Origin of the sequence: Caulobacter sp. LjRoot300 (assembly GCF_964253875.1) — a bacterium.
Lineage (GTDB): Bacteria > Pseudomonadota > Alphaproteobacteria > Caulobacterales > Caulobacteraceae > Caulobacter.
This window is the reverse complement of sequence record NZ_CAXUSA020000003.1, coordinates 523,441-547,345: the sequence shown is the minus strand read 5'-3', so window position 1 is coordinate 547,345 and position 23,905 is coordinate 523,441. Positions and strand designations below refer to the sequence as shown.

Genomic DNA, 23,905 nt, shown 5'->3' with positions numbered 1-23,905 from the left:
AAGACTCCAGAATGTCAGTGAGAGAACAGCCGCGCGGCCTTGCGGTCGTTGGCTGACAGGGCGCCGTCGACGAGGCGCGGGAAGATGGCGTTGATCCGGACGAACAGGCTTTCGGGAAAGCCGAAATAGACGTCGCGCTTGCGACCTCGGACAGCCTCGACGATCCGCGCGGCGATCAATTCGGGCGGATCCATGTTCATCTGGGTGAGCTTGGCGAACTCCATCACCGCCGGCGAGTTCAAGGCCGTCTTCACGGCGCGCGGCGCCACATAGGTGACGTCGACCCCCGTGCCCGACAGCTCGCGCCTCAGCGCCTGGCTGAAACCGCGCAGGCCCGCCTTGGCGCTGGAATAGGTGACGAAGTGGGCGAAGTTGATCGAGCCGAAGATCGAGCCGACGTTGACGATTTGCCCACCGCCCGCCGCCTTCATGCGCGGCAGCGCGGCCTGGGCCAGCCGCACCGGCGCGACCAGGTTGACCAGATAGCTGGCCATCAGATGTTCGGGCGTCTGGCGCTCGAACGGCCCAAAATGCTGGATGCCCGCCAGGTTGATGACGATGTCCCAATCGCGGCGCGCCACGGCCGCGGCGGCGGCCTCGATCCCGTCGGGGCTTGAGATGTCGTGCTTGAGAAAGGCGGCGCCATTGGCGGGTTCGGCGCGATCCAGCACCACGACCTTGGCGCCCTCCTCCATCAACTGCGAGGAGATCAGCGAGCCCAGGCCGCCGGCGCCGCCGGTCAGCAGGATGGTCTTGTCCCTAAACATAGGCCACCCGATCGTGCGGGATCGAACGGAAGACGTCGGCAAAGCGCTCGAAGATCGCCTTGGCGACCGCGATGATCGCGGCCTCGTCGTCGGGGTCGGTCACTTCGTCCATCAGTTTCTGGAAGAAGACCAGGTGCTCCATGTCCAGCGCGCCGTGCGAGGTCAGATAGCTGAAGCACTCGGGGCCGAGGCCCAGGTTCTTGGCGACGGCCTCCGCGCCCTGGGTGGCCAGGCGCACGCTGGTTCCCTCCAGCACGAAGACCATGCCGAAGAACCCCATCGGATTGACCTTGGCGATGTAGTCGTAGGCGAAGGCGACCATTCGGCTGGTGGCCTCGCGCGGCTGCCCCAGGCGCACGGCCTCGGCGTCGGCGCCACAGTTCTCGATGTCGCTAAGGATCCAGTGCTCGTGGCCCGTCTCTTCGGCGATGTACTCGTCGAGCGCATGGCGGAAGCGATCGTGGCCGTCGTCGAGGCGCGCGCGCGCGGCCTGCATCAGGGGCACGGTGTGCTTGACGTGATGGTAGGCCTCGGTGAGGTAGGCGATGTAGGTGTCGCGCGAAATCGCGCCAGTCAGACCATCCTGGATCTGCGGCACGCCGGCCAGGGCCTGCTGACCCTCGGCCGTTTCGGCGACCAGTCTCTGGAAGAACATCAAGTCGGCTCCTGTTGCGAGGCTTGGATGAAGTCGTTGTGGCGCGACAGCAGGACCGCCCGACGGGGGCGGCCGTTGTTGGTGAGTTCGCCGGCGGCCGGGTCGAACGGCGCGCGGACCTGCCAGCGCTTGACCTGGGCGTAGTCGGGCAAGGCCTGGTTGGCGCGGGCCACGGCCTGGGCGATGGCGGCCTCGTCCATGTCGGGCAGCAGCGGCACGATCAGCGCGCCGAGCGTGGCCTGCGCCTCGCCGAACACGACCACCTGGCGGATCTCGGGCTGGGCCAGCAGCTCGCTCTCGACCCATTCGGGCGCGACGTTGCGGCCGAAGGCGGTGATGATGGTGTTGCCGCGCCGGCCTTCGATGCGCAGGAAGCCGTCGGGGTCGAGCCCGCCCAGGTCGCCAGTGCGGACCGCGCCAGCGTTCAGCTCGCCGCCGGCGTAGCCGAGAAACGGATGGGGGCCGACGACGATCTCACCGTCCGCGGCGATCTCGACGGTCAGGTGCGACAGGGGCCGGCCCACGGCGCCGACCTTGCGAGCGGCGGGTGTGTTCAGCGCCACCACCGAGGCGCATTCGCTCAGGCCGTAGCCTTCATAGACCGGCAGGCCCAGGGCGTCGGCCTGGCTCAGCAGTTGCGACGACACCTTGGCCCCGCCGATCGCCACCAGGTTCAACTTGGGAAAGCGCGCGCCGGTGAAGGTCATGACCATCAGCAGGGCCCGCAGCAGCTCGGGCACGACGATCAGGCTGGTCGCTTCCTCGGCCGCGATGGCCCCGGCCAGGGCCGCCAGATCCGGGCGGAACGGATTGTCCAACCCCAGCGCCGCCGCCGGCAGCACATGATAGCGCCCGCCGGAGATCAAGGTGGTGTAGAGGCCGGCCACATTCTCCAGCAGGATCGACAGAGGCAGCAGCGGCAGATGCCGGCCGGCATAGTCGGCGCCGATCGCCTCGACCAGGGAGGCCGCCACTGCCTCCATCTGGGCCTGGGACAGGCAGACGCCCTTGGGTTGGCCCGTCGAGCCCGACGTGTAGGTGATCTTGGCCGTGCCCTCGGGCAGCGGCACAGGAGCGGTCAGGCAGGGCGTCACGACGAGCGGCGTGTCCGCCACCACGATCCGCCCCTCGCCCTGGCCGTCGGCCGCCTCAATCAACAGGGTCGCGCCCGCGTCAGCCAGGGCGTGGTCACGCTGAGCCGGAGTGAAGAAGCCGGGCAGCGGCAAGCTTGGCCAGCCCAGACGGATCAGGGCCAGGTCCAGAATCACCCAGGCGAGCCCATTGGGCAGGCGCACGGCTACCGGCGCGCCGGGACGGACCAAGGGCGCGAAGGCGAACAGCGCCGACGCCGTCCGGTTCACCACCTCGCGCAGCTGAGCGTAGGTCCAGGTCGCCGATGGGGTGCTCAGCGCGATCGCCTCGGGCGTCGCGGCCGCGTAGGTGTCGATCGCCGCCAGGACCAGGCTCATTGGCTGACCTCCGGGCAAGCTGGATGAAGACGGGGGCGGATGGTCTGGACCGGGACGGGCTCGGCCACCAGGATCTGGCTCAGGGGCTGCAAGGCCGGGCCGATCGCGCCGGCCAGCACTTCGGGATCGCGCTCGTAATAGGCGCCCCACTCGGCGGCCGCCTCGCCCAGGCGGGAGGGTTCGGCGCGGGTTAGAACCTGGGTCTCGAAGCCGACCCGGCCGAAGCTCCGGCGCAGTTGGCGCGTGGCCGTGGCCACCGCGTGGGTGCAGCCGTTCTGGTCGAGATGACGGGCCAGGGCCAGGAACAGGAACATGGAAGCCCCGGCGCTGCCGGAGCCCAGATTGCCGATCTCCGCCACGCCGCCGCGCTCCACCGGCGCGCCCAGCTTGCGGGCGATCGCGGCCTCGACCGGCTCGTCGAGATATTGCTCAAGGAAGAGAGGGTCTTGCGCCGCGAACCTGAAGCCGACGGCAGCGTGGATGCGGCCCTGGCCGTCCTGCACGCTCATCAAGGTCGGATAGTGCCGACGGATCATGCCGTTGAAGGCCGAGGCGTAGGCGGCCTCGAGATAGGCCTCCACCCTCAGGCGCTCGGGGCGCATCAGATGATGGATCGAGATCACCTTGGGCGCCAGGCCGGTGAACCGCCGCATGCGCGCCTCGTCGAACTTCAGGCTGCCGCGGGGGGCGCCGTCGTCCAGCATCATCACTTCCAGCAAGACCAGTCTCCACGTCCTGGCGGGCGTTGGACGCCCTTCGATGAGCCATGACGACGTGAGCTCGAAACCTCCTCAAAGGGATTGCGATTGCGGCCGGAGGCGACATCGGAAAGACTGCCCGGGTCGCCGGATTCCCGGCGTCCAAACGGCCATGGGCCCAGAGCGTGGATCGAGTCCTTGGACGACAGCGCCGTCCATTCCCTGCTCGCCTGCTATCTCGAACGACGGGAGGAGTTGGTGCGCTATTTCCGCGTACGGCTGCGATCCGAGGAAGCCGCGCAGGATCTGGTGCAGGACATCTATCTGAAGATCACCCCGCCGCCCGTCGCGCCAATCGACAATCCCGCCGCCTATCTCTACCGGCTTGGCACGAACCTGATGCTGGACCGGATCAAGACTCAGCGTCGCGCCGGCCAGCGCGACGCCCAATGGCGCGGCGCGGGCGGTTCCAGCGCCACGGACTGGGAGACGGCCGACGAGCCCCGCGCCGACGACGCCCTGGCGGCCCGCCAGCGCCTGGCCCAGATCGTGGCGGTCGTGAACGACCTGCCGCCCGCCGTGCAGGAGGCGTTCCGCCTGCATAAGCTGGAAGGCCTCAATCACGCCGAGACGGCAGCGGCCATGGGCGTGTCGCGGTCCAGCGTCGAGAAGTACATCATGACCAGCCTCAAACGCATCCTCGCCAAGGTGGGCCGATGAGGTTTCGAAACAGTCTCAAGAAAGTTTGGAGGCGCCTGAGCGTTTGTGGCGTCATTGGGGCGAGCAACGAGGCCAGGGCCTTGAGGAACGGTGAGCACCGATGAACGGCGCGGACGGCAAGACGGCGAACAACGCCCTGCGCGACGAGGCCGTCGCGTGGCTGGTCCGCGTCCAGTCGGATCAGGTCACGGCCGACGACTGGGCGGCGCTGACCGCCTGGCTTGAAGTGTCCGATGATCATCTCGCCGCCTTCGAAGAGGTCGAGCGCGTCGCGGCCGAACTGACCGAGCGCGCCGTCGAGATCGCCCCGGCCCTGAGGCCCGCGTCGTCGCGGGTCGTGCCATTGCGACGTCGCGCCGCCCTGCCCGTCTGGTCCGCCGCGGCCGCCGTGGCTGCCGCAGCCGTGTTGGCGATCGTTGTCGGTCCGATGGCCTGGCGCGGCTATCAGGGGACGCCGACGGTCTATCAGACCGAACCTGGCGAGACGCGGCAGGTGACCCTGGCCGACGGCACCCACATTCGCATGGATTCGGCCTCCACCCTGACCGTCCGGCTGGGTTGGCGCGCGCGGCGCGTCGAGATGGCCGACGCCCAGGCCGCCTTCGATGTCGCCAAGGATCCCGGCCGACCCTTCCTGATCTCTGTGGGCGACCAGCAGGTGCGGGTCGTCGGCACCGAGTTCAATATCCGGCATTACGACAAGACCGTGCGCGTGACTGTCCGTCGCGGGATCGTCGAAGTGCGCCAGCCCGCCCAAGGACCGACACCCGTCGCCCGCCTCGTCGCCGGTCAGAGCCTGAGCCATGTCGAGGGCGCGCCAAGATCTGTCCAAACCACGACCGACCCCAACCCCGCCTTCGCCTGGACCCAAGGTCGGATGGTCTGTGACGACGAGACCTTGGGCGATATGGTCGCCGATCTGAACCGCCGCTATCCCATCCCGATCAAAGTTTCGCCCGCCATGGCCGGCAAGCGCTTCTCGGGCGTTCTGGAGCTGGGCGATCAGAATCTGGTGGTCAAACGGCTGGCCACCTATTTCTCGCTGTCCGTGCATCGCACCGACCGACAAATCGAACTACGGTAGCGCCGTCCTGGAAGTCGGAGGGCGTTTTGTCGCGAGCTGACGCATGGCGGCGCTGGGCGCTGGCTTCCAGCTTCGCGTGCGTGGCCGGATGGAACGATCCCGCCTCGGCGGCGCAGCCCCGCCTGAGCTTTGACATTCCAAGCAAGCCCCTGAAGTCGGCGCTGGTCGATCTGGCCGTCCAGGCCGGCGCCTCGATCAGCACGCAGGCCGCCGCCGGCTGCGCCACGACCAGCCGGCCCTTGCGAGGACGCTTCACCCTCCAGGACGGCCTGACCAAACTGCTCGCGGGCACCGGCTGCGGCTTTCGAATGATCGACGCCGGCGCCATCGAGATCGTCAGGCTTCCGCCCGCCAAGCCTGCCGCCGTAAGGGGGGCTCGACCAGAGCCCACCCCTTCCGCCGCGCTCGACGAACTCGTCGTGGTCGCCACGCGCCGCCCGACCCCGGCCGATCGGTTGGCCTACGCCGTCAGCGCGGTCGAGGGCTCGGCGATCGCGGGACAGAGCTTGCGCGACGCCAACGATCTGGCGCTCGCCGTGCCCGCGATGACCGTGACCAATCTGGGTCCCGGCCGCGACAAGATCATGCTGCGCGGCTTGTCCGACGGTCCCCTGACCGGGCGCACCCAGTCGATGGTCGGCCTCTATCTCGACGATACCCGGCTGACCTACAACGCCCCCGACCCCGACCTGCTCTTGATCGACATGACCCAGGTCGAGGTCCTGCGCGGACCGCAGGGCGCGCTTTACGGGTCCGGTTCGCTGGGCGGGGTTTTGCACCTGGTCACCGAACCGCCGGCCCCGGATCGCTTCGAGGCCTGGATCGCGGGCAATGTCGGCGCGACGCAAGGCGGTGACGGCTCGAACGGCCTGTCCGGCATGGTCAACCTGCCGATCCTCGACGGCCGCGGCGCGGTCCGCGCCGTGCTCTATCGCGACCAGCAAGGCGGCTATATCGATGACGCCAACCTCGACCTCAAGAACGTCAATCGCGCGCTTCGCTCGGGCGGCCGCCTGAACGTGAAAGTCGATCTGGGCGGCGGCTGGACCCTTACGGGTGGCGGCGCCGCCCAGTTCATCAATTCCGACGACACCCAATACGCCCTGGCGACGCAAGCGCCCTATACCCGCCGCAACCAGGTGCGCGAACCGCACGACAACGACTTCGCCGAGGCGCACCTCAACCTGAAAGGCGAGATCGGCGGGATCCAGGCGCGGTGGACGATTTCGGCGGTCAATCACGACATCACCAGCCGCTACGACGCCACTGCCGCGCCGCCAATCGCGCTGGCGCCGGGCCCAGCGGCCTATGACGACGACGACCGCACCCATAGCCTGGTGACCGAGGGCTCCCTCGCCTCGCCAGAAGAAGCCCGGGTGCAATGGCTGGTCGGCGCGTTTCTGGCGCGTACCCATCAGGACATCGACCTGGCCTTGACGCGGTTGGCCGACGCCCCGGTTCAAGCCTTGGCGGAGACGCGGCGCGACACGCTGGACGAGGCGGCGCTCTATGGCGAGGCGACCTTGCCGATCGGGCGATCCCTAAGCGTCACGCTCGGCGGTCGGCTGTTCACCTCCAAGACACGCGTGAACAGTCAGACCTCCGACCAGGCTGGACCGATCGCATCGTTTTCAGGCAGCCTGGACCAGTCCGGTTTCGCGCCCAAGATAGTCGTGTCCTACGCCCTGTCACCCAGCGCGCTGATCTATATCCAGGCGACCGAAGGCTATAGGGCTGGCGGCTTCAACACCACGGGACCGTCCGGTCAAATGTTCTCGGCCCGCGGTCAGGCCGAGCCGCGTCGCCGCTATGATGGCGACGAACTCTGGAGCCTGGAGGCCGGCGGCAAGGTCTCCCTGCTCGACGGCCGTCTACGTCTGCGGGCCGCGGCCTTCCAGGCCAGCTGGAAGGATATCCAGAGCGACCAGTTGTTGCCTTCGGGCCTGCCCTTCACCGCCAACATCGGCGACGGGCGCAACCTGGGTCTGGAGTTCGAGGGCGGCTATCGCCTGGGACGCCTGCAGCTGGGGGCCAACCTGTTGGTCAACGCGCCCGAACTGGAAAAAGCCAATCCCGCCTTCCCTGTCCGAAAGGACGTGAGCCTGGCTGGCGTGCCCCATCGCGCCGGCGGCGTGACGGCCCACTACGACTGGCCGCTAGGCTCGGACATGACCTTGGAGCTCGACGGCCGCTACGCCTATGTCGGCCATTCCCGCCTCACCTTCGACGCCACGACCTCGCCGTTGATGGGCGGCTACGCGACCGGCCGCCTAGCCCTCGGTCTGGCCACCCCGCGCTGGCGCACGACCTTGGCCCTGGATAATCCGACCAACGCGCGCGGCGACACCTTCGCCTACGGCAACCCGTTTTCACTCCGTTCGACCGACCAGGTCACCCCGCTTCGCCCTCGCACCCTCTCCCTCAGCATCCGCGTCACCTACTAGGCGGCAAGGTCGCCCTTCCAGGACAAAAGCCATGCCCAGGTCCTACCGCCACGCCGAAGCCCACCTGGTCTCACGGATCGGCTGGCTGCGCGCCGCCGTCCTGGGCGCCAACGACGGATTGGTCTCCACGGCCAGCCTGATCGTGGGGGTCGCCGCCGCCTCCGCGAAGTCGAGCGAAATATTGGTCGCGGGCGTGGCCGCGCTGGTGGCCGGCGCCATGTCGATGGCGGCCGGCGAGTATGTCTCGGTCAGCTCGCAGTCCGACACCGAAAAGGCCGATATCGCGCGCGAAACCGCGGAACTCAAAAGCGACGGCGAGGCCGAGCACGCCGAACTGGCTCAGATCTATGTCCAGCGAGGCCTCGAGCCGGAGACCGCCAAGATCGTGGCCCAGCAGCTGATGGCCAAGGACGCGTTGGACGCCCACGCCCGCGACGAGTTGAGCGTCTCTCTGGCCACGACGGCGCGGCCAGTGCAGGCCGCCCTAGCCTCGGCGGCCAGCTTTACGGCCGGGGCGGCCGCCCCCTTGATTGTCGCCGCCGTTGCGCCTACCCCGGCGATCGTGCCCAGCGTCGTGCTGGTGGCGCTAGCTTGCCTGGCGCTGCTCGGCGTGGCCGGGGCGAAAGCCGGTGGAGCGCCGCCTTGGCGCGCGGCGGCGAGGGTCACCTTCTGGGGGGCGCTGGCCATGATCGTGACGGCCGGCATCGGCCGTCTGGTCGGCACGGCGATCTAGCGTCCACACGGCGTCCAGAACCGTGTGTGCTCGCAGATGATCGATCAGGTCGCCCAGCGTCTCACAACGGGCAAGGTCGCAGTCAGGCAGTATCGCGTCGCATTGGTCCTCCAAGGCGGCGACCAAGGCCAGGAGGTCGCTCGTCGAAATCTCAAGGTCGTCGAGCAGATCCGTCCGGCCCAGGCCATCCACCTCCAGACCGATGGATCGGGCCGCAAGGTCGAGCAGGGCCTTTTCAGAGACAGGGTCGCGAACTTGGGTCATGGTGACGTCCTCCTGTTCCAACGACGACGGGCTGAAGCGACCACCTCAACGGTTCAGGCGGAAACCACCATTTGCTGGATCGGGGCACGCTAGCCCCGCGCGCTGACTGAATGGCGACGGAGCGGCGGCAGGGCGATCGGACGAACTATTCCCGCGGTCAGGACGGTCGTCGCGATCGGACGGCCCAGCGCCGGTCCGCCGTGGTCGAGCGATCTGTCGAGAAAGTCGCCAACCGACGTCCCGGGGCGCGCGTCAGGTGAAGGCGCTCCGGAACAGGGCGACGCGGTTGAAAGAGGTCCAGAAATAGAGAGGCCTGACCGCCCTGAGCAGGCCGGCGAAGATCAGCGCGGCGCCAAGGTAACCCAGCGACGCGGTGTTGTCGGTCCAGCCCCCTAAAGCCGCGCCGAGCGTCTGAGAGAGGGTGAAGGTCAGCCAGTAAAACAATTCCGCCTTAGGTGAAGAACCTCGCCGACGTCCCCGCTCCAGGATCAATCGGCGCGTCGGCGCCGCACTTGATAGAGCGTTTGTCCCGCGAGATCGCGGAACTCCAATCGCAGCATCTCACGATCGAGTCCGAACATCGCAAAGCCCGGTCGCGACAGGCAGTAGCGGGTGCCCTCCACCGGCGCCACGCTCCCGACGGCGTCCGCGCCCGCGCCGGTGCAGACGTAGTCGACCCGGCCACGTCGGATGTGCTGCAAGTTGTGGTCGTGGCCGTTGATATAGACCTGGACCCCATGGGCCTCGAGCAAGGGGGCGACCTGGGCGACGAGTTCGGCGGAATCGCCGTGGTCCCCCGAATAGATCGGATGGTGACCCACCACGACCTTCCATAGCGCGGTCGATCTGCGGAGTTCGTCCCGCAGCCAGGCGATCTGGCGGGCGCCGTCGTAGGCCTCCAGATGGCCATGCGCCAACTGCTGCAGCATTTCGTCATAGTTGCCGCGATCGACGAGGGGCGAGGTGTCGATCACGAAGAGATCCAGGAAGTTGGCTCCCAGAACCTCGCCCGCGACCTTGTAGTAACGACTCGGCATCCGCCAACGGGGACTAAGGCGCGTATAATCGACCTGAGCCTGGGCGACGCCCCGGTAGTCGTGATTTCCGAGCGCGGCGTACCAAGGCGTTTGCAGGGCCGCCGCCGTATAGACGTCCTCGAACGAGCGCCGCCAATGAGGATCGGTCACTGACCGGACGCCCGCCGGATAGAAGTTGTCGCCGGCCGAGATGACGAAACGGCTGGCGATCTCCGCCGCAGCAGCGCCCATCGCCTCGGCGACGACGCCTTGTGACCGTTGGCCCTCTCGCCCCCAATCGCCAACGGCGACAAAATTGACTTTTTCGTCGCCGGTCGCCGCTACGGCCCCCACGGGCCAAGCGGCGCTGGCGGCCAGCCCCTGCAGGAGCCTGCGCCGGTGAACGGGCGATATGGCCATCGGACCCACAGGGCTCCACGACGAGGTCACGGGACGCTTCACGCCGCCGGGCTCCCGACGGCCGCAAGCGTAACGTCGTGCCTCACCGGAAGCTGGGCGAAGATCTCGGCGCCCGTGGCGGCGAAGTGCGCCTGGCCGAACCTGTCCAGCACCCGCGATCGGGCGACCTCGCCCATTCTCGCCAGCTTGTAGGGGGCGCGCAGAAACCACTTCAAGGCCTTGGCCAGCTCTTCGGAGTCGCAGGGCGGCACGACCCGCCCCATTAGGCCGTCCACCACGCTGTAGGGCATCTCGCCCACGGCGGTCACCAGGGTCGGCAAGCCGGCCTGCATCGCCTCGTGCACCGCGATACACAGGCCTTCGCGCCGCGACGGCTGGAGATAAAGGTGCAGTCCGGCCAGGAACTCGCGCGGCGTGTCGCAGAATCCGGTGAGGAAGACGTTGTCCAGACCAGCCTGGTCGATCATGGCCTGCAGCCGTTCTCGTTGCGCGCCCTCCCCAGCGATCCGGACTTCGAACGGCGTGGGGGACTTGAAGCCGGTGGCGCGCAAATGCGCCAGGGCCTTGATCAGAACGTCATAGCCCTTGGCGGGATGCAAGCGCCCCAGCGCGCCCAGTTGAAGCGTCTCGCCGGGCCGCCAGGGCCTGGCCTGGGGCGCGGCCGGATCGGCGGCGAACAGCGGCCAGGTGGCCAGACGGTCGGCCTTCACCTTCAGGCGCGAGGCCGTCAGGGCCGTGACGCTGTGGGAGTCGCCGATCCACAGGCTCGACAACCGCCGCGTCGCGCGCAGCAGCAGGCGGTTGGCCGGCTTCAAAAAGGCGTTGTGCTGCCAGCTGACCACCGGCACCCCCCGGCGCGAGCCGACGATCTGGCCTAGCAGCGTCGCGCGGGTCAGAGAGGTCCACAGCAGGTCCGGCTGCTCCTCGGCGACGATCCTGTCCAGCCAGGCCAGGGCGTCGAGATGATCCTTCTCGCCGCCGGGTCGGACACGAACGTTCAACCCTTCCCTGATCATCGGCGGCAACGCCCGGCCGTCACGGCGGGTCAGGGCCAGGATCTCGACCTTCGCGCCCTGGGCCGCGAGCACCTTGGCCACGGCCGGGACCGGCAAAGCCGCCCCGCCGCCCTCTAGGGAATTGATCACATAGAAGATCCGCATCAGAACGTCCCCGTTCGGCCTTGGGCCGCGTCATCAAGATCGACCGCCAGCGGATCGGGCCAGGCCTGTCCGGCGAACCGCGCCACGGCGCGGGCCGCGCGCTCGGCCGAGGGTTCTTCGGTCAGGTCGAAGCTCTGGCTGAACAGGGTCTCCTGCACCGGGCGCCACACCGTTTCGTGCTGCTCGCGGGACCGCTCCATGGCCGCGCCAAGATTGGCGACGTCCTCGATCACCGGGCCTGCGCGCCAATGGCGGAAGTTGGGATCGCCGGCCCAGGCGAAGCGGTGACTGTTGAGGAAGACACACGGCCGGGGCTTGAGCATGAACTCGTAAACCTGGCTACTGACGTCGCCAAGATAGAGATCGGCGCGCTGAGTGTAGGCCATGGTCGTCGAGGCCCGGCTGCCCAGGTCGATGTGGATGTTGGGCGCGCGCAGATAGCGTTCCTCGATCCGCCCGGCGCGGTCGAGCCGCAGCTTGTCGATCGTCGCCACGAAAGGCCGCTCGAACAGCATCACATGCGGCGCGAAGATCAGGTGGTGATCGTCATGCGCGACGAACCAGTCCAGCACCTGACGGCCGACCTCGTACCAGGACGACAGGTGCGGCGAGACGTGCGGGTTGTACAGCGCCACCGGCCGGCCGTCGTCGAGCAGCGGGTGGGTCGCCCCCCGCGCCGGCAGCAGATCGAACTTGGGATAGCCGACGATCGAGATCCTGCTTGGGTCGACACCGGTTTCGTGAACCAGCCGGTCGCGAACCTTGCGACCCGAGACCAGAACGTGGTCGAAGCCGGCGCTGGCCTTGTCGAAGCCGATGGCGCGATCCCCGGCCCCATGGCGGGTGTGTACAATCTTGAGGTTGCTTAGCCCGTAGCGGGTCTTCAGGATCAGCGAGGTCTTCTCGGCGACCACCAGTATGTCGAGCGATCGGAAGAAGTCGAGATTGTCGCCGTACACCAGGAGCTTGGTCGTCGGAAGTATGGCCTCGGTCGTGGCCGCCAGAAGCCTTGACGTGCTTTTGGTCAAGACCAACTCGACCAGGCGCACGCCATGGCCAACCATGCCCCCGCCCAGACGGATCACCTCGGCGGTCAGCCGCCGGTTGGTGGTGGCGACCATGACCTCGAAATCGCTCCCGCCTCGGGCTAGGGCCAGCGCGATCGGCAGGCTGTGGGCCACCTGATGGACTTGGTCGTGGTTGAAGAGGAACCCGATGCGCATGGCCCAACGACGCCATGCCTTTCAAAGCGCCTCAAAAGTTTCTGATCCAAGATCCCAAATACGCGGCGCCGCTTCCGCGCGCGAAACGTCCCGCCCACTGAGAAGCGCGATCATCGGCCCGAGGATACCGAATGCGTCCATGCCGCAGATCGGGCAGACGCCCGGGCCAACCTGGCGGATTTCCGGGTGCATGGGACAGGTGAAGACCGTGCCCGCCGCCGCTGCGCTCTTGGGGCCGACATAACGCTCCGGCTCGGCTTCGAACCTGGTCTTGCACCCAGTCGAACAAAAGACGAATCTGTGGCCGCTCCATTGGGCGCGGTACCGCGCTGCTTCGGCGTCGACCGTCATGCCGCAAACCGGATCGACCGCCATGCCGTTCGACGATGTGTCGTGGCCAGGATAATCGTGGCGGTGGCGGCCGGGGGCGTGACCTTCGTCGCTCATAGAACTTCCTCCAGGCGCGGGAACGTCTCGCTAGACCGCCACGCCGACCGCGATATCGGAGTCAGGATCATCACCATGAGCGGCCGGTGTTCCGGTCTATCCGGGCAAACCCGTGACTTTACGGAAACCCCGCGGCGCGTCTCATGGCCGGGGAGTTCGCGCCGGAGCGTCTGGCTCCAAGCTCTTCAGATAGGCGGTAAGCGCCTCGATCTCGTGAGGCTGAAAGACCCATTGCGGCATGGGTCCATGCCCTACGACGATGCCTTCGGCGAAGGCCTCGCCAAGTTGCTCGACGGGGTAGCGACGGTGAAGGTCACGCAGTCGAGGCGCCTGGGCCAAGGGGCTTTCGTCCGAGCGCCCAATGGCGTGGCATCCGCCGCAGTCGCGCTTGGCGATGGCCTCCCCCAGGGCGAGGGGCTCGCGCGGCAAGGGATCGACGATCCTGGTCGGTGGCCGATCAGCGCCGGTCGCCGCCACGGCCAGGGCGATGATCAAAGTCAGGCCCCATGCTCTGGCGCTCATCGCGGTCTCTCCAGTGTGTCGCAGCCACCTTGGTAGTGCGAACGACCGGCTCTGATTTGATCCCTGTCAACACGGTCGTGATGCGCCGCGCCAAGACTGTCGGCCATGATCCTGGAGGGTCCCATGAGCAGCAGTCTTCCGGTTTTCGACACCACGGTTCAAGAAACCAACGCCTGGCTGAAAGTGATCGCCCATGAGCTTGAGCCCTGCGATCGCCACCAGGCCTATCTGGGCGCGCGCGCAACGCTGCACGCCCTGCGTGACCGCCTCGCGCCCGACCCCGCGATGAACTTCGCCGCTCAGTTGCCGATGCTGATGCGGGGCGTCTTCACAGAGGGATGGCGCCTCAGCCAGACCCCGACCCTGGAGCGGGACGTCGATGCGTTCCTCGCGCGGATCGAGGCGGCCCTGCCGCCGGATTTCCCGATCGAGACCGAGAATTTGGCGCGCGGCGTCCTGCGGGGCCTCACGGACCTTATGGACCATGACCTGCTGGTCAAGGTGCTGCGGCAACTCCCCCTGCCCTTGCGCTCGCTCTGGCCCCAAGCCTTGGCGACGCTATGAGCCCGCGCGCCGACGATCCGCCATCCCCCCGCTCCAGGCGAATCTTTTGGAGCCTAGTAGTATTGGCCTCCGGCCTCGTGGCCGGCTGCGCCGTTCTGGAGCCCCTGTATCCCGGCCCCGACCTGCCCCTGGTCGAATCCGGACGGGCCCTCGCCCTCGGCGAATGCTCGGCCTGCCACGCGGTGGGCCCAGGCGGCGGGGCTCCGGCCACCGGAGCTCCATCCTTTTCGAGCGTCGCCGAGCGTTACCGTAACTATCGGCTGGACTGGGAATTGGAGACCATTTCGCAGGTCGGTCACTACCGCATGCCGGCCAAGATGCTGACCTCCCCCGAAATCGCCGCCCTGACGGCCTATATTCGTACGCTCGACAGCGCCAAACCCTCCGAGGCGGCGACACCGTCGACCCGCTAGGGCCAAACCGCCCCCCAAAAGACGCGTCGAGTCGCCGCTCATAAACCCCAGGGCGTCGACGAAACCCGTCAGCGCCGAGAGCCCGGCGGCCAGGAACCACGTGCGCGGATCTTAATCGATCACGCGTGCAGGCGCCGCGTTGACCGGGTCGCCGCGACAGGCCTGATCGGCGCGGCCGGCTCGAACAGAGACGAGGGCAAGCCTGACCGGCGGGCGGCCATGACAAAACCGACTCGGCAACCCAGGGCGTCGATATTGGCTTCCTGGACATCGGCCCAGGCTTCGAACATCGCCGCGCCCACCGCGCTGGTCTTCAAGACCTCGGCCAGTCGCCCATGGCTGTTGCCCTCCACCAGATAGACGTACTGGCAACGCATCAGGGCCTCGTTGAAGGCGGCGCGTTCGGTGTCCGCAGCGGCTTGCGGCGGTCGCATCGCCAGCAGGTTCAGGCCAGCGCCGCGGCAAGCGTCGCGGGCGGTCGACGCGCGTCGCGCCGCTGCGGGCGCTTGTTCCGGAGCGGGCGGCGTGGAATCGACCTGGGCCACCGCTAGATCGCAGGGCTCCAGGGTCGCCTCGAGCGTCTTCCACGCCATGAGCGTCTGGTCGATCAGGATCGCACTGGGCGCGGGCTGTGCGGGAGAGACCGGCGGTACGGTATCGAAGGGAACCGACGACGCCAGACGAAGTACCTTCTGAGCAGGCCAGACGAGCGCGCCCGCGACGCCGAGCAGGACGGCGGCGACCCAGAGGTGACGTCGTGCGCGTGGCCAGCCGGTCGATCGTCCATCCCGGCGCGCAGGAAGCGGCAGGTCGGCGCAAACCTCGCTCATGACTTGGCGCGCCGACGCGCCTCCAGGACCAGCGGCAAGGCCGCCAGATTGAGCGCCACCGCCAGGGCCGCTCCAAGGCTGCGCCAGTCAGGTGTGGCGTTGACAGCCAGAACCGCCAAGGCCAGCGGACCGCTGAGCGACAACAGCACCCGTCCTCGCGCCCGCCACCCCGCGCTCGTCGCGGGACGTCCAACGCCCAGCAGCGCCAGCGCCTGCACGGCGGCCACCGGCAGAACCACCAGCGTGAGGCTCTGACCATTGGGAGCATCGAGGAAGGCCAGCACGGCTCCAAAGCCGCCGGTCACGGCGCCCCAGGCTATCAGAGACCAGAAGGCGCCGGTCGATCTGACCGCCATGAGGCCGGCGACGGCCCCCAGCATCAAGCAAACCTGCAACAGCGACGCCGAGGCCCCGCCCGCCAGCGGGGCGGCCAGCGCCAAGCTCGGAAAGATCCAGCGCGGATCAAGGCGCGATCGCCGTGCGGTTCGTCTCTTCGCGCGTCGCGCCACGGAGTCCAAGGGGCGTTGACAGGCATGTCCGCGGGGATAGGTCATCGGAAAGATCTCCTTGGCTGTCCCGCTTTAGCGAAGGATCAGCGGCCGCACGGCCGGCTCGTGATAGGGCTGACGAAACTGCCGCAGTTGGCAGCCGGCCACCGACGCCACGGCCAGAACGACGAGGCCGGCGACCAAAGCGGCTCGAAGCTTGAAGGAAGACGGGCGGGTCATCGCGCGGTCCTCCGGTCCCAGGACCTTGGCGACTTGCGCATGGCCGGCCCTTCGCCAGTGGCGGCTTGCACCGACACCGCGCTCAAGGTCAGGACGAAGGTCGCGAAAGCGACGACGTTCAGGATGACGAAGGTTAGTTGGAGAACGGTCATGACGCGAACCTCCTGTTCGGAACTGATGATCTCTCGACACGGCGCCCGCGATCTTGATCTTGCTCAACAGCGGGAAAACTTCGCCGCCGCGAGGGCGATCGGCGCCCCCGGGCGGGCTTCTTAAAACGCGCCCTCTCTCGGCTCGGCCCGAGGCCGAGGATCGAGGCTTCGGAGATAGGCCTTCAACTGGGCGACCTCGTCGTCATCCAGCTCGACCATCGGCATGCGCGGATGATGGTCCGGCGAGCCCTCCTCGGGTGGTCGGCTTGGCGCCAGCATACCCTCGGTCAGGATCTGGTCGAGGCCGCCTGGCGGGTAGCGCCGATACAGGGTCGCGAAGGGCGGCGCGTCGGCCAGCGGACTGGGCCTGGCGTCCACGGCATGGCAGATTCCGCAATTGCGCTGGGCGATCCGTTGGCCGCCAAGCGCCTGCGGGGACAGCGATCGCCGTGCTGGTTCGGGGGAGGCTTGAACCGCCGCCGCCAAACCCACGGCCAGGATGGCGAGAAGCCCTGCACCGATCGCCCTGTCGCCCTTCACAGCCGATCCTCGAAATCGAGCACCACCCGGCCTTCGATCTCGCCGCGCGCCATGCGCTCGAAGACGCTGTTGATGTTGTCCAGCCCCTCGGCGTGGACCGTGGCCCGCACCCGGCCGTCGGCGGCGAAGGCCAGGGCCTCCTGCAAATCCAGCCGCGTGCCAACGATGGAGCCGCGCACGGTGATCCCGCGCAGCACCGTGTCGAAGATCGACAGCGGGAAATCGCCGGGCGGCAGGCCGTTGAGCGACACCGTGCCGCCTCGCCGCACCATGCCCAGGGCCTGGGAGAAGGCGATCGGCGATACGGCGGTGACCAGGACGCCTTGGGCGCCGCCGATTTCCGTCTGCAGATGGGGGCCGGGATCGGCTTGCTTGGCGTTGACCGTAATGTCGGCGCCCAGGCTCCGCGCGAGACGAAGCTTGTCCTCGTCGATATCGATGGCGGCGACCTTGAAGCCCATGGCCTTGGCGTATTGCACGGCCATGTGGCCCAGCCCGCCAATACCGGAAATCGCCACCCAGTCACCGGGCTTGGCGTCGGTAACCTTCAGGCCCTTATAGACGGTGACGCCGGCGCAGAGGATCGGCGCCATCTCCAGGAAGCTCAGATTGGCGGGCAGATGGCCGACATAGTCGGCGTAGGCCAGCACATATTCGGCGAAGCCGCCGTTGACGGAGTAGCCGGTGTTCTGCTGCGCCTCGCAGAGCGTCTCCCAACCGCCCAGGCAGTGGACACAATGGCCACAGGCCGTGTGCAGCCACGGCACGCCGACCCGGTCGCCTTCCTTGACGTGCTCCACGCCCTTGCCGACCTGGACCACAGTGCCGACGCCCTCGTGACCCGGAATGAGCGGAAGGCTGGGCTTGATGGGCCAGTCCCCGTGGGCGGCGTGCAGGTCGGTGTGGCAGACCCCGCAGGCGGCGATCTTGACCAGCACCTGACCGCGACCGGGCTTGGGCCGCGCGACGTCCTCCACGACCAGCGCCTGGCCAAAGGCCCGAACGACGGCGGCTTTCATGGTCTTGTCCATGGTGTCCCTCCAGGTGATGTCGAGACGCGGCCTGGATGGAATGGCCGCCTCGTCGTCACGGCTTGATACCGCCGCCAGAGACCCCTCGCAGTTGGGAGTAATACGTAGTGGCGTCAGCGCGCGCCCACGGCGCGTTCGACGGCCTCGACAAGGGCGGCGTCGACCAGAGGCTTCTCAATCACGCGGCTATAGCCCGCCGCCAGGGCCTGATCGACCAAGCGGGCCGAAGGAAAGGCGGTAATCAGCAACGCCTGGCCTCGCCATCCCAGATCACGCAACCGTCCCAGGATCAGAAGGCCGTCGATCTCGGGCATGCGATAGTCGGCGACCAGGCACACCGCGCCAAGCGCCGTGGGATCGGCCAGCAGGGCCAGGCCCGAAGCGTAGGCGCGCACCTCGAAGCCTCGCCCGTGCAGGAGCAACTGCAGCGAGCGGCGCACGCCAGGATCGTCTTCGACCAGCAGCAGCCGCGCGCGGCCTTCATGCTTGATGGGAAGCGCTTGCGTCATGTCGGCCAACTTGCCGCGACCAGAAGGGGTCACGGCCTGGGCATGCCATAGGGCTCGGACGCGGTCGTTACGTAGAGCCCCTTAGACCTCGTCCTGCAAACCGGCGGCGAAGGCGATCCGCAGCGCCTCGGAGAGGCTCTTGACCTGCAGCTTGGCCATCAGGTTGGCGCGATGGACCTCGACGGTGCGCGGCGAGATGCCCAGGTCGAAGGCGATGGTCTTGTTGGGTAGACCTTGGGCCATGCCCCTGAGCACGTCCTGTTCGCGGCTGGTCAAGGCCGCGATGGCGATGGCCGCGTCGCTCGCCCGCGCCGCCCTCGCCTCGACGTCGTCCAGTCGCTCGAAGGCCGCGGTGATAGCGGTCAGCAGCACGGCCTTCTCGAACGGCTTTTCGATGAAATCGACCGCCCCGCCCTTCATGGCGCGGACCGCCACGGTAATGTCGCCATGGCCGGTCAGGACCACGACCGGCATGGCGATGCCGCGTTCGGCCATGACCTTCTGAACCTCCAGACCGTCCATGCCCGGCATCCGCACGTCCAGCAGCACGCAGCCCGGCTCGGCGTCCTTGGCCGCCTGCAGGAAGGCGTCCCCCGAGGCGTAGGTCGACACCGCATAGCCCGAGGTCTTGAGCATGAAGCCGGCCGAGCGACGGATCGCCTCCTCGTCGTCGACGATGTGGATCATCCGTCTTTCGTTCATGGCGTCGCCTCCTTCTCGACCTTGACCAGGGTAAAATGAAACTGTGAGCCGCCGCCAGGGCGCGGCTCATGCCAGATGCGGCCGCCATTGGCCTCGACGATCGTGCGACAGATCGACAGCCCCAGCCCCATGCCCTCGGTCTTGGTGCTGACGAAGGCGGTGAACAATTGGCCGGCAATGCTTTCGGCGACACCAGGGCCGTTGTCGGCGATCGTCACTCGCACTAGGCCGTCGCCTTGGTCACGCGTGGAAAGCCAGAGCTTGGGCTGCTCGGCGCCGCTCATGGCCTCGACCGCGTTGCGCGCCAGGTTGATCACCACCTGCTGAATCTGCACGCGATCGATCAGCACGGGCGTGGCGTTCGCGTCCAGTTCGAAAATCGGATCGAGCCCCTGATCGCGGGGCCCCATCAAGCCCAGGGCGGCGGCTTCCTGAATGACCGACGGCAGGTCCTCGACGCTCTTCTCCACCTCGCCGCGGGCGACAAAATCGCGCAATCGCCGAACGATATGGCCCGCGCGCATAGCCTCGCCGGCCGCGTCGCCGAGAGCCTCGCGGATTATCGGCAAGTCGTCGGGGTCCGGCTTGACCAGGAGATCGCGCACCGCCTCGACATAGTTGGCGACGGCGGTGATCGGTTGGTTGAGCTCATGGGCCAGGGTCGAGGCCATGGTCCCCATGCCGCTGACCCGGGCGATGTGGATCAGCTCGGCCTGGAGTTCTTCAAGGCGGGCCTGGGTGCGCTGGCGGTCGGTCAGGTCGCGGACAAAACCGGTGAACACCCGGGGGCCATGGCCAATGGCTTCGCCGACCGACAGCTCCATCGGAAAGGTCGTGCCGTCCTTGCGCATGCCGACGACGACGCGCCCCATGCCGATGACCTTGCGCTCGCCCGTGGTCAGGTAACGCTCGATATAGGCGTCGTGGCGCTCGCGGTCGGGCGAGGGCATCAGGCGGCGAACGTTCTCGCCCAGCACCTCGGCCTCTTGAAAGCCGAACAGGCGCTCGGCGGCGGCGCTGAACGACAGGATCTTGCCCCGCTCGTCGATGACCACCATGGCGTCGGGCACGGTGGACAGGATCGACCGCAGATGTTCGGCGCCGGCGTCCAGGGCCCGTTCGCTGGCGCGCTGGTCGGTGACGTCGCGCAGGACCTTGCCAAAACCCCGCAGGGCGCCGGCTTGATCATGGAGCGCGGTGATCGAGACGTGGGCCAGGAACTCCGAACCGTCCTTGCGCAGAAGCCAGGCTTCCTCCTCGATCTTGCCTTCGGCCTGGGCCCTGGCGAGGTCGGCCCGCGGCTTGCCGGCTTGCCGGGCGTCCTGCGGATAGAACGCCGCGACGTCCTGGCCGACGACCTCGGCCTCGCTCCAACCCATCAGTCTCTGCCCGCCGGCGTTCCAGATCAGCACCCGCCCCTGCGGATCGAGCATGGAGATGGCGTACTCGGTCGCGCCGTCGATCAGCAGGTTGAGTTCGCTGGCGAGGTCTTCGGCTTGCCGAGCCCTGACCGCAGCGCCCTGCTGGCCGCCCGTCGGCCGCAGTCGTCCGATTTTCGCGCCCGCCAGAACTATGCCCGTCGCCGCCAGCAAGAAGGTCAGAGCCTCCGCCAGCGCCAAGGCGTCCAGTCGGTCGCGACCACTGAAAATCAGTCCGGCGATCAGACCTAGCAGCGTAAAGCCGAGGCTGGCGCCGACGCCGCCGAACATCGCGGCGACGACAATGGGCGCGGTGAAGAGCAGATAGGCGCCATGATCTCCCAGCCAAGGGGCCAATAGCCAACGTATCCCGGTGGCGAGCGCGAAGGCCGCCAGAGCGACGCCGTAGCCCTTCATCTGGTCCTGCGGGAGGCCCGAGCCGGACGCCATGTTATCTTCACCTTCCCCGTGCTCGAACCGGTTCGCCCCAGGGCGGAATCCTAGCCCAAGCATGCCCCCTCGCATCGCGGCTTACAAACCGGTTCGGCGAGGCTCGCGCCAAGCCACATGCGGGAGTCTACGGATGGCGCGCAATCGCCGCGGCGTATCCCTTGCTTGTTGACGGCCCCCGACGGGCCCTGACGCTTGAGGCCGCCATGTCCCTGCAAAACCTCTCCCCCCTGCTCTCTCCGGCCTCGGTGGCGGTGATCGGCGGCTCGGATCGCCCAGGCTCCGTGGGCCAGGTAATCGTCGAGAACCTGCTGTCCGGAGGCTTCGCCGGTCCGGTCCACCTGGTCAATCCGCGCCCGCAGTCGGTGGTGGGAACAATCTGGTCGGCGACCATCACCGACCTGCCCGAGCCCCCTGACCTGGCCGTGGTGGCGGTCCCGGCCGCCGCCGTCCCTCAGGTCGTCGCCGAACTTGGGGCGGCCGGGGTTAAGATCGCCGCGATCCTCTCGGCGGGTTTGACCCAAGCCAACGGCTTGCGCCAAGCCATGCTGGAGGCCGCCAGGCCCTTCGGCTTGCGGATCATCGGCCCCAATGGTCTGGGCCTGCTGGCTCCCCATGCGCGCCTCAACGCCTCCTTTGCCCGCGGCGCGCCCCAACCTGGGGGCCTGGCCCTGATCTCGCAGAGCGGCGCCCTGGTGAGCGGCGTGATCGATTGGGCCAATACTCGCCAGCTTGGCTTTTCCGGCATCGTCTCGGTGGGCGACATGGCCGAGGTCGACCTGGGGGACCTGATCGACCTTTTCGCCGCCGATGCTCATACCGACGCCATCCTGCTCTATGTCGAGGGCGTCACCAACGCGGCCAAGTTCATGTCGGCGGCCCGCGCCGCGGCGCGCATCAAGCCGGTGATCGCCTTGAAGGCCGGGCGCAACGCCGCCAGCGGCAAGGCCGTTCGCTCCCACACCGGCGCCTTGGCCGGCGCCTATGACGTCCACGCCTGCGCTTTCGAGCGGGCAGGCATTGTCCAGGTCGAAACCCTGACCGACCTCTTCGACGCCGCCGCGGTGCTGCGCGCCGGGCGGGGCCTGGCCGGCGAGCGTCTGGCCATCGTCACCAATGGCGGCGGGGCCGGCATCCTGGCCCTGGACGCCATGGCGTCGAGCGGCGGCGTCCTGGCCGAACTCGGGCCGGAGACCCTGGACCGCCTGAACGCCGTCCTCCCCGCCGACTGGTCACATGGCGATCCGGTGGACTTGATGGGCGACGCGTCGGACGAGCGCTATCGCCTAGCGCTCGACGCGGTGCTGGCGGACGCCGGAGTCGACGCGGTTCTGGTCATGAACTGTCCCACCGCCTTATCCAACCCGGGCGACATCGCCCGGGGCGTCGCCGCCAGCGTCGTGACCGCTCGCGGATGGGGTCTGAGCAAGCCGGTGATCGCCTGCTGGCTGGGCGACGCCAACCAGGACGCCGCCGGGCCGATCCTCAGCGCGGCCGGCGTTCCGATGTTCGGCGCCCCGGACGCCGCGGCACGAGCCTTCGGCCACTTGCTGGCCGCCCGGCACGCCAAGGCCAGCCTGATGGCCGCGCCAGCTCGCCACGACGCGCGCGTCGGTAACCGCAGCGCGGCCTTGGACTTGATCCAAACCGCAAGGTCGCAGGGCCGCACCCTGCTCAACGAGGTCGAGGCCAAGGCGCTGCTGAACGCCTATGGCGTCGCCACCGTCCCGACCCGCCTGGCCGCCACCGCCCAGGACGTCGCCGGGATCTGCGCCGAACTCGCCCCGCCCTACGCCGTCAAGATCGTCTCGCCGCAGATCAGCCATAAGTCCGACGTCGGCGGCGTCGCCCTCGATCTCCCGAACGCCGAGGCCGCCAGCGCGGCCGCCGCGGCCATGGTCGCGCGCATCGCGAGAACCTGCCCTGACGCCGTGATCACCGGGTTCGCGGTGGAGACCATGATCCCGCTGCGGCGCGCCCACGAACTCATCGTCGGCCTGGCGCAAGACGCCACCTTCGGTCCGGTGCTGATGGTCGGGGCCGGCGGCAAGGCGGTCGAGGTGCTCAAGGATCGCGCCCTGGGCCTGCCGCCGCTCGACGGCGAGCTGGCGCAGGCGATGATCGCCAAGACCCGGGTATCGCGCCTGTTGACCGGCTATCGCGACGAACCCCAGGCCGACATCGGCGGGGTGGCCGCCGCCCTGGAGGCGCTCTCGGCGATCGCCGTCGACCTGCCCGATATCGTGGAGTTGGACATCAACCCCTTGCGCGTCGACGCCTACGGCGTCCTGGCGCTCGACGCCCGCATCGTCATCACCCAGGACGCCAGCCCCACCTCCCGGCTGATCATCCAGCCCGTGCCCATGGAATGGGCCGCCGATCTGCGGACCCGAAGCGGCCTGGCTTTCCATGTCCGGCCGGTGCGGCCCGACGACACCCCGGCCGTGGCGGCCTTCTTCGCGCAGCTCGACGCTGAAGACCTGCGACTGCGGTTTCTATCGCCCCTGCGCACCGTGGACGCCGACCGGCTGGCGTTGATGACCCAGGTCGACTACCGCCGCACCATGACCTTCTTGGCCTTCGACGCCGACGGCCGGACGGTCATCGCCACCGCCATGCTGGCCTCCGGCGCCGATCCCGAGCGCGCCGAGGTGGCCGTCACGGTGCGCAGCGACCTGAAGGGCCACGGCCTGGGCTGGACCCTGCTCGACCACGTCCTGGCCTATGCGCGCGCCCGGGGCATCAAGGTCGTCCATTCGCTGGAAAGCGCCGACCATGTCGCCGCCCTTCAGCTCGAGCGCGACATGGGCTTTACCGCCCGGATCTGCCCGGACGACACCAGCCTGCGGATCGTCGAACGTCGGATCGACGCCAGCATCGAGGCCTAGGACCGACCCGGGCCCCCGCCCGGCGACTCGCCAAAGCCGCGTGGGAGATCGGCTCTCC

25 protein-coding genes and 1 pseudogene are annotated in these 23,905 nt (G+C 68.2%); 7 read left to right on the top strand and 19 right to left on the bottom strand.

Going from position 1 to position 23,905, the window contains the following annotated elements; all coding sequences use genetic code 11:
- Positions 1-14 precede the first annotated feature (14 nt).
- The 4 genes from ACSQ2G_RS12670 to ACSQ2G_RS12655 are packed head-to-tail and all read right to left on the bottom strand — an operon-like array spanning position 15 to position 3,601.
- On the bottom strand, positions 15-767 hold the full coding sequence (locus ACSQ2G_RS12670; RefSeq protein ID WP_436031323.1) for an SDR family NAD(P)-dependent oxidoreductase: 753 nt from the start codon (positions 765-767) through the stop codon (positions 15-17).
- On the bottom strand, positions 760-1,422 hold the full coding sequence (locus tag ACSQ2G_RS12665; protein ID WP_436031321.1) for a TenA family transcriptional regulator: 663 nt from the start codon (positions 1,420-1,422) through the stop codon (positions 760-762). The genes ACSQ2G_RS12670 and ACSQ2G_RS12665 overlap by 8 nt, the downstream gene beginning before the upstream one ends.
- Positions 1,422-2,891 (bottom strand): AMP-binding protein, encoded by a 1,470-nt coding sequence (locus ACSQ2G_RS12660; protein WP_436031319.1) that lies wholly within the window; start codon positions 2,889-2,891, stop codon positions 1,422-1,424. The genes ACSQ2G_RS12665 and ACSQ2G_RS12660 overlap by 1 nt, the downstream gene beginning before the upstream one ends.
- The gene (locus ACSQ2G_RS12655; RefSeq protein ID WP_436031964.1) at positions 2,888-3,601 is read right to left on the bottom strand and encodes a thermostable hemolysin; all 714 of its coding nucleotides are present in this window, start codon (positions 3,599-3,601) and stop codon (positions 2,888-2,890) included. Before ACSQ2G_RS12655 ends, ACSQ2G_RS12660 begins: the two co-directional genes overlap by 4 nt.
- A 186-nt stretch (positions 3,602-3,787) precedes the next feature.
- Between ACSQ2G_RS12655 and ACSQ2G_RS12650 the strand changes: the two genes are divergently transcribed.
- The 4 genes from ACSQ2G_RS12650 (at position 3,788) to ACSQ2G_RS12635 (ending at position 8,570) form a co-directional block, all read left to right on the top strand.
- The gene (locus tag ACSQ2G_RS12650; protein WP_436031317.1) at positions 3,788-4,309 is read left to right on the top strand and encodes an RNA polymerase sigma factor; all 522 of its coding nucleotides are present in this window, start codon (positions 3,788-3,790) and stop codon (positions 4,307-4,309) included.
- 100 nt (positions 4,310-4,409) lie between these two features.
- Positions 4,410-5,393, top strand: a complete 984-nt coding sequence (locus ACSQ2G_RS12645; protein WP_436031315.1) for a FecR family protein — start codon at positions 4,410-4,412, stop codon at positions 5,391-5,393.
- 26 nt (positions 5,394-5,419) lie between these two features.
- On the top strand, positions 5,420-7,837 hold the full coding sequence (locus tag ACSQ2G_RS12640; RefSeq protein ID WP_436031313.1) for a TonB-dependent receptor: 2,418 nt from the start codon (positions 5,420-5,422) through the stop codon (positions 7,835-7,837).
- 31 nt (positions 7,838-7,868) lie between these two features.
- The gene (locus tag ACSQ2G_RS12635; protein ID WP_436031311.1) at positions 7,869-8,570 is read left to right on the top strand and encodes a VIT1/CCC1 transporter family protein; all 702 of its coding nucleotides are present in this window, start codon (positions 7,869-7,871) and stop codon (positions 8,568-8,570) included.
- Positions 8,571-8,663: 93 nt separating this feature from the next.
- Here ACSQ2G_RS12635 and ACSQ2G_RS12630 read toward each other — a convergent pair.
- The 7 genes and pseudogenes from ACSQ2G_RS12630 to ACSQ2G_RS12600 all read right to left on the bottom strand — a co-directional run.
- Positions 8,664-8,834, bottom strand: a pseudogene (locus ACSQ2G_RS12630) (hypothetical protein); the annotation flags it as partial.
- Positions 8,835-9,086: 252 nt separating this feature from the next.
- Positions 9,087-9,326 (bottom strand): hypothetical protein, encoded by a 240-nt coding sequence (locus ACSQ2G_RS12625; protein ID WP_436031309.1) that lies wholly within the window; start codon positions 9,324-9,326, stop codon positions 9,087-9,089.
- A complete protein-coding gene (locus ACSQ2G_RS12620) occupies positions 9,323-10,270 on the bottom strand; it encodes a metallophosphoesterase (protein ID WP_436031307.1) in 948 nt (315 codons plus the stop codon). The genes ACSQ2G_RS12625 and ACSQ2G_RS12620 overlap by 4 nt, the downstream gene beginning before the upstream one ends.
- A 38-nt stretch (positions 10,271-10,308) precedes the next feature.
- The gene (locus ACSQ2G_RS12615; protein ID WP_436031305.1) at positions 10,309-11,430 is read right to left on the bottom strand and encodes a glycosyltransferase family 4 protein; all 1,122 of its coding nucleotides are present in this window, start codon (positions 11,428-11,430) and stop codon (positions 10,309-10,311) included.
- Positions 11,430-12,653 (bottom strand): hypothetical protein, encoded by a 1,224-nt coding sequence (locus ACSQ2G_RS12610; protein WP_436031303.1) that lies wholly within the window; start codon positions 12,651-12,653, stop codon positions 11,430-11,432. The genes ACSQ2G_RS12615 and ACSQ2G_RS12610 overlap by 1 nt, the downstream gene beginning before the upstream one ends.
- Positions 12,654-12,674: 21 nt before the next feature.
- Entirely contained in the window at positions 12,675-13,100 is a 426-nt protein-coding gene (locus ACSQ2G_RS12605; protein ID WP_436031301.1) for a YHS domain-containing protein, read from the bottom strand.
- Positions 13,101-13,241: 141 nt separating this feature from the next.
- The gene (locus ACSQ2G_RS12600; protein ID WP_436031299.1) at positions 13,242-13,622 is read right to left on the bottom strand and encodes a c-type cytochrome; all 381 of its coding nucleotides are present in this window, start codon (positions 13,620-13,622) and stop codon (positions 13,242-13,244) included.
- Between the two features lie 105 nt (positions 13,623-13,727).
- On the opposite strand from ACSQ2G_RS12600, the gene ACSQ2G_RS12595 reads away from it, so the two are divergent.
- Positions 13,728-14,186 carry a DUF2267 domain-containing protein gene (locus ACSQ2G_RS12595; RefSeq protein WP_436031297.1) on the top strand — a complete coding sequence of 153 codons (459 nt, stop codon included), beginning with the start codon at positions 13,728-13,730 and terminating at the stop codon, positions 14,184-14,186.
- Positions 14,187-14,248: 62 nt separating this feature from the next.
- On the top strand, positions 14,249-14,599 hold the full coding sequence (locus ACSQ2G_RS12590; protein ID WP_436031295.1) for a c-type cytochrome: 351 nt from the start codon (positions 14,249-14,251) through the stop codon (positions 14,597-14,599).
- A 119-nt stretch (positions 14,600-14,718) separates the two neighbouring features.
- On the opposite strand, the gene ACSQ2G_RS12585 is transcribed toward ACSQ2G_RS12590, so the two are convergent.
- The 8 genes from ACSQ2G_RS12585 to ACSQ2G_RS12550 form a co-directional block, all read right to left on the bottom strand.
- Entirely contained in the window at positions 14,719-15,429 is a 711-nt protein-coding gene (locus tag ACSQ2G_RS12585; RefSeq protein ID WP_436031293.1) for a hypothetical protein, read from the bottom strand.
- Entirely contained in the window at positions 15,426-15,869 is a 444-nt protein-coding gene (locus tag ACSQ2G_RS12580) for a hypothetical protein (protein WP_436031292.1), read from the bottom strand. Before ACSQ2G_RS12580 ends, ACSQ2G_RS12585 begins: the two co-directional genes overlap by 4 nt.
- 141 nt (positions 15,870-16,010) lie before the next feature.
- Positions 16,011-16,376: a hypothetical protein gene (locus ACSQ2G_RS12575; protein ID WP_436031290.1), complete on the bottom strand. Its 366-nt coding sequence runs from the start codon at positions 16,374-16,376 to the stop codon at positions 16,011-16,013.
- Between the two features lie 53 nt (positions 16,377-16,429).
- Positions 16,430-16,849, bottom strand: coding sequence for a c-type cytochrome (locus ACSQ2G_RS12570; RefSeq protein ID WP_436031288.1), 420 nt, complete (start codon positions 16,847-16,849; stop codon positions 16,430-16,432).
- Positions 16,846-17,880: an alcohol dehydrogenase AdhP gene (gene adhP, locus ACSQ2G_RS12565; protein WP_436031286.1), complete on the bottom strand. Its 1,035-nt coding sequence runs from the start codon at positions 17,878-17,880 to the stop codon at positions 16,846-16,848. The genes ACSQ2G_RS12570 and adhP overlap by 4 nt, the downstream gene beginning before the upstream one ends.
- 113 nt (positions 17,881-17,993) lie before the next feature.
- Complete coding sequence (locus ACSQ2G_RS12560) at positions 17,994-18,389, bottom strand: response regulator transcription factor (RefSeq protein WP_436031284.1); 396 nt, start codon at positions 18,387-18,389, stop codon at positions 17,994-17,996.
- An 81-nt stretch (positions 18,390-18,470) separates the two neighbouring features.
- Positions 18,471-19,091: a response regulator transcription factor gene (locus tag ACSQ2G_RS12555; protein ID WP_436031283.1), complete on the bottom strand. Its 621-nt coding sequence runs from the start codon at positions 19,089-19,091 to the stop codon at positions 18,471-18,473.
- The gene (locus ACSQ2G_RS12550) at positions 19,088-20,959 is read right to left on the bottom strand and encodes a PAS domain S-box protein (RefSeq protein WP_436031282.1); all 1,872 of its coding nucleotides are present in this window, start codon (positions 20,957-20,959) and stop codon (positions 19,088-19,090) included. The genes ACSQ2G_RS12555 and ACSQ2G_RS12550 overlap by 4 nt, the downstream gene beginning before the upstream one ends.
- A 206-nt stretch (positions 20,960-21,165) precedes the next feature.
- On the opposite strand from ACSQ2G_RS12550, the gene ACSQ2G_RS12545 reads away from it, so the two are divergent.
- Positions 21,166-23,847, top strand: coding sequence for a bifunctional acetate--CoA ligase family protein/GNAT family N-acetyltransferase (locus tag ACSQ2G_RS12545; protein ID WP_436031280.1), 2,682 nt, complete (start codon positions 21,166-21,168; stop codon positions 23,845-23,847).
- Positions 23,848-23,905: the final 58 nt, after the last annotated feature.

What these genes read in the sequence shown, in the direction of transcription:
- ACSQ2G_RS12670 (WP_436031323.1), bottom strand. Translation starts at nt 767, where the DNA reads ATGTTTAGGGACAAGACCATCCTGCTGACCGGCGGCGCCGGCGGCCTG.
- ACSQ2G_RS12665 (WP_436031321.1), bottom strand. Translation starts at nt 1,422, where the DNA reads ATGTTCTTCCAGAGACTGGTCGCCGAAACGGCCGAGGGTCAGCAGGCC.
- ACSQ2G_RS12660 (WP_436031319.1), bottom strand. Translation starts at nt 2,891, where the DNA reads ATGAGCCTGGTCCTGGCGGCGATCGACACCTACGCGGCCGCGACGCCC.
- ACSQ2G_RS12645 (WP_436031315.1), top strand. Translation starts at nt 4,410, where the DNA reads ATGAACGGCGCGGACGGCAAGACGGCGAACAACGCCCTGCGCGACGAG.
- ACSQ2G_RS12635 (WP_436031311.1), top strand. Translation starts at nt 7,869, where the DNA reads ATGCCCAGGTCCTACCGCCACGCCGAAGCCCACCTGGTCTCACGGATC.
- ACSQ2G_RS12620 (WP_436031307.1), bottom strand. Translation starts at nt 10,270, where the DNA reads ATGGCCATATCGCCCGTTCACCGGCGCAGGCTCCTGCAGGGGCTGGCC.
- ACSQ2G_RS12615 (WP_436031305.1), bottom strand. Translation starts at nt 11,430, where the DNA reads ATGCGGATCTTCTATGTGATCAATTCCCTAGAGGGCGGCGGGGCGGCT.
- ACSQ2G_RS12610 (WP_436031303.1), bottom strand. Translation starts at nt 12,653, where the DNA reads ATGCGCATCGGGTTCCTCTTCAACCACGACCAAGTCCATCAGGTGGCC.
- ACSQ2G_RS12605 (WP_436031301.1), bottom strand. Translation starts at nt 13,100, where the DNA reads ATGAGCGACGAAGGTCACGCCCCCGGCCGCCACCGCCACGATTATCCT.
- ACSQ2G_RS12600 (WP_436031299.1), bottom strand. Translation starts at nt 13,622, where the DNA reads ATGAGCGCCAGAGCATGGGGCCTGACTTTGATCATCGCCCTGGCCGTG.
- ACSQ2G_RS12595 (WP_436031297.1), top strand. Translation starts at nt 13,728, where the DNA reads ATGATCCTGGAGGGTCCCATGAGCAGCAGTCTTCCGGTTTTCGACACC.
- ACSQ2G_RS12585 (WP_436031293.1), bottom strand. Translation starts at nt 15,429, where the DNA reads ATGAGCGAGGTTTGCGCCGACCTGCCGCTTCCTGCGCGCCGGGATGGA.
- adhP (WP_436031286.1), bottom strand. Translation starts at nt 17,880, where the DNA reads ATGGACAAGACCATGAAAGCCGCCGTCGTTCGGGCCTTTGGCCAGGCG.
- ACSQ2G_RS12560 (WP_436031284.1), bottom strand. Translation starts at nt 18,389, where the DNA reads ATGACGCAAGCGCTTCCCATCAAGCATGAAGGCCGCGCGCGGCTGCTG.
- ACSQ2G_RS12555 (WP_436031283.1), bottom strand. Translation starts at nt 19,091, where the DNA reads ATGAACGAAAGACGGATGATCCACATCGTCGACGACGAGGAGGCGATC.
- ACSQ2G_RS12550 (WP_436031282.1), bottom strand. Translation starts at nt 20,959, where the DNA reads ATGGCGTCCGGCTCGGGCCTCCCGCAGGACCAGATGAAGGGCTACGGC.
- ACSQ2G_RS12545 (WP_436031280.1), top strand. Translation starts at nt 21,166, where the DNA reads ATGTCCCTGCAAAACCTCTCCCCCCTGCTCTCTCCGGCCTCGGTGGCG.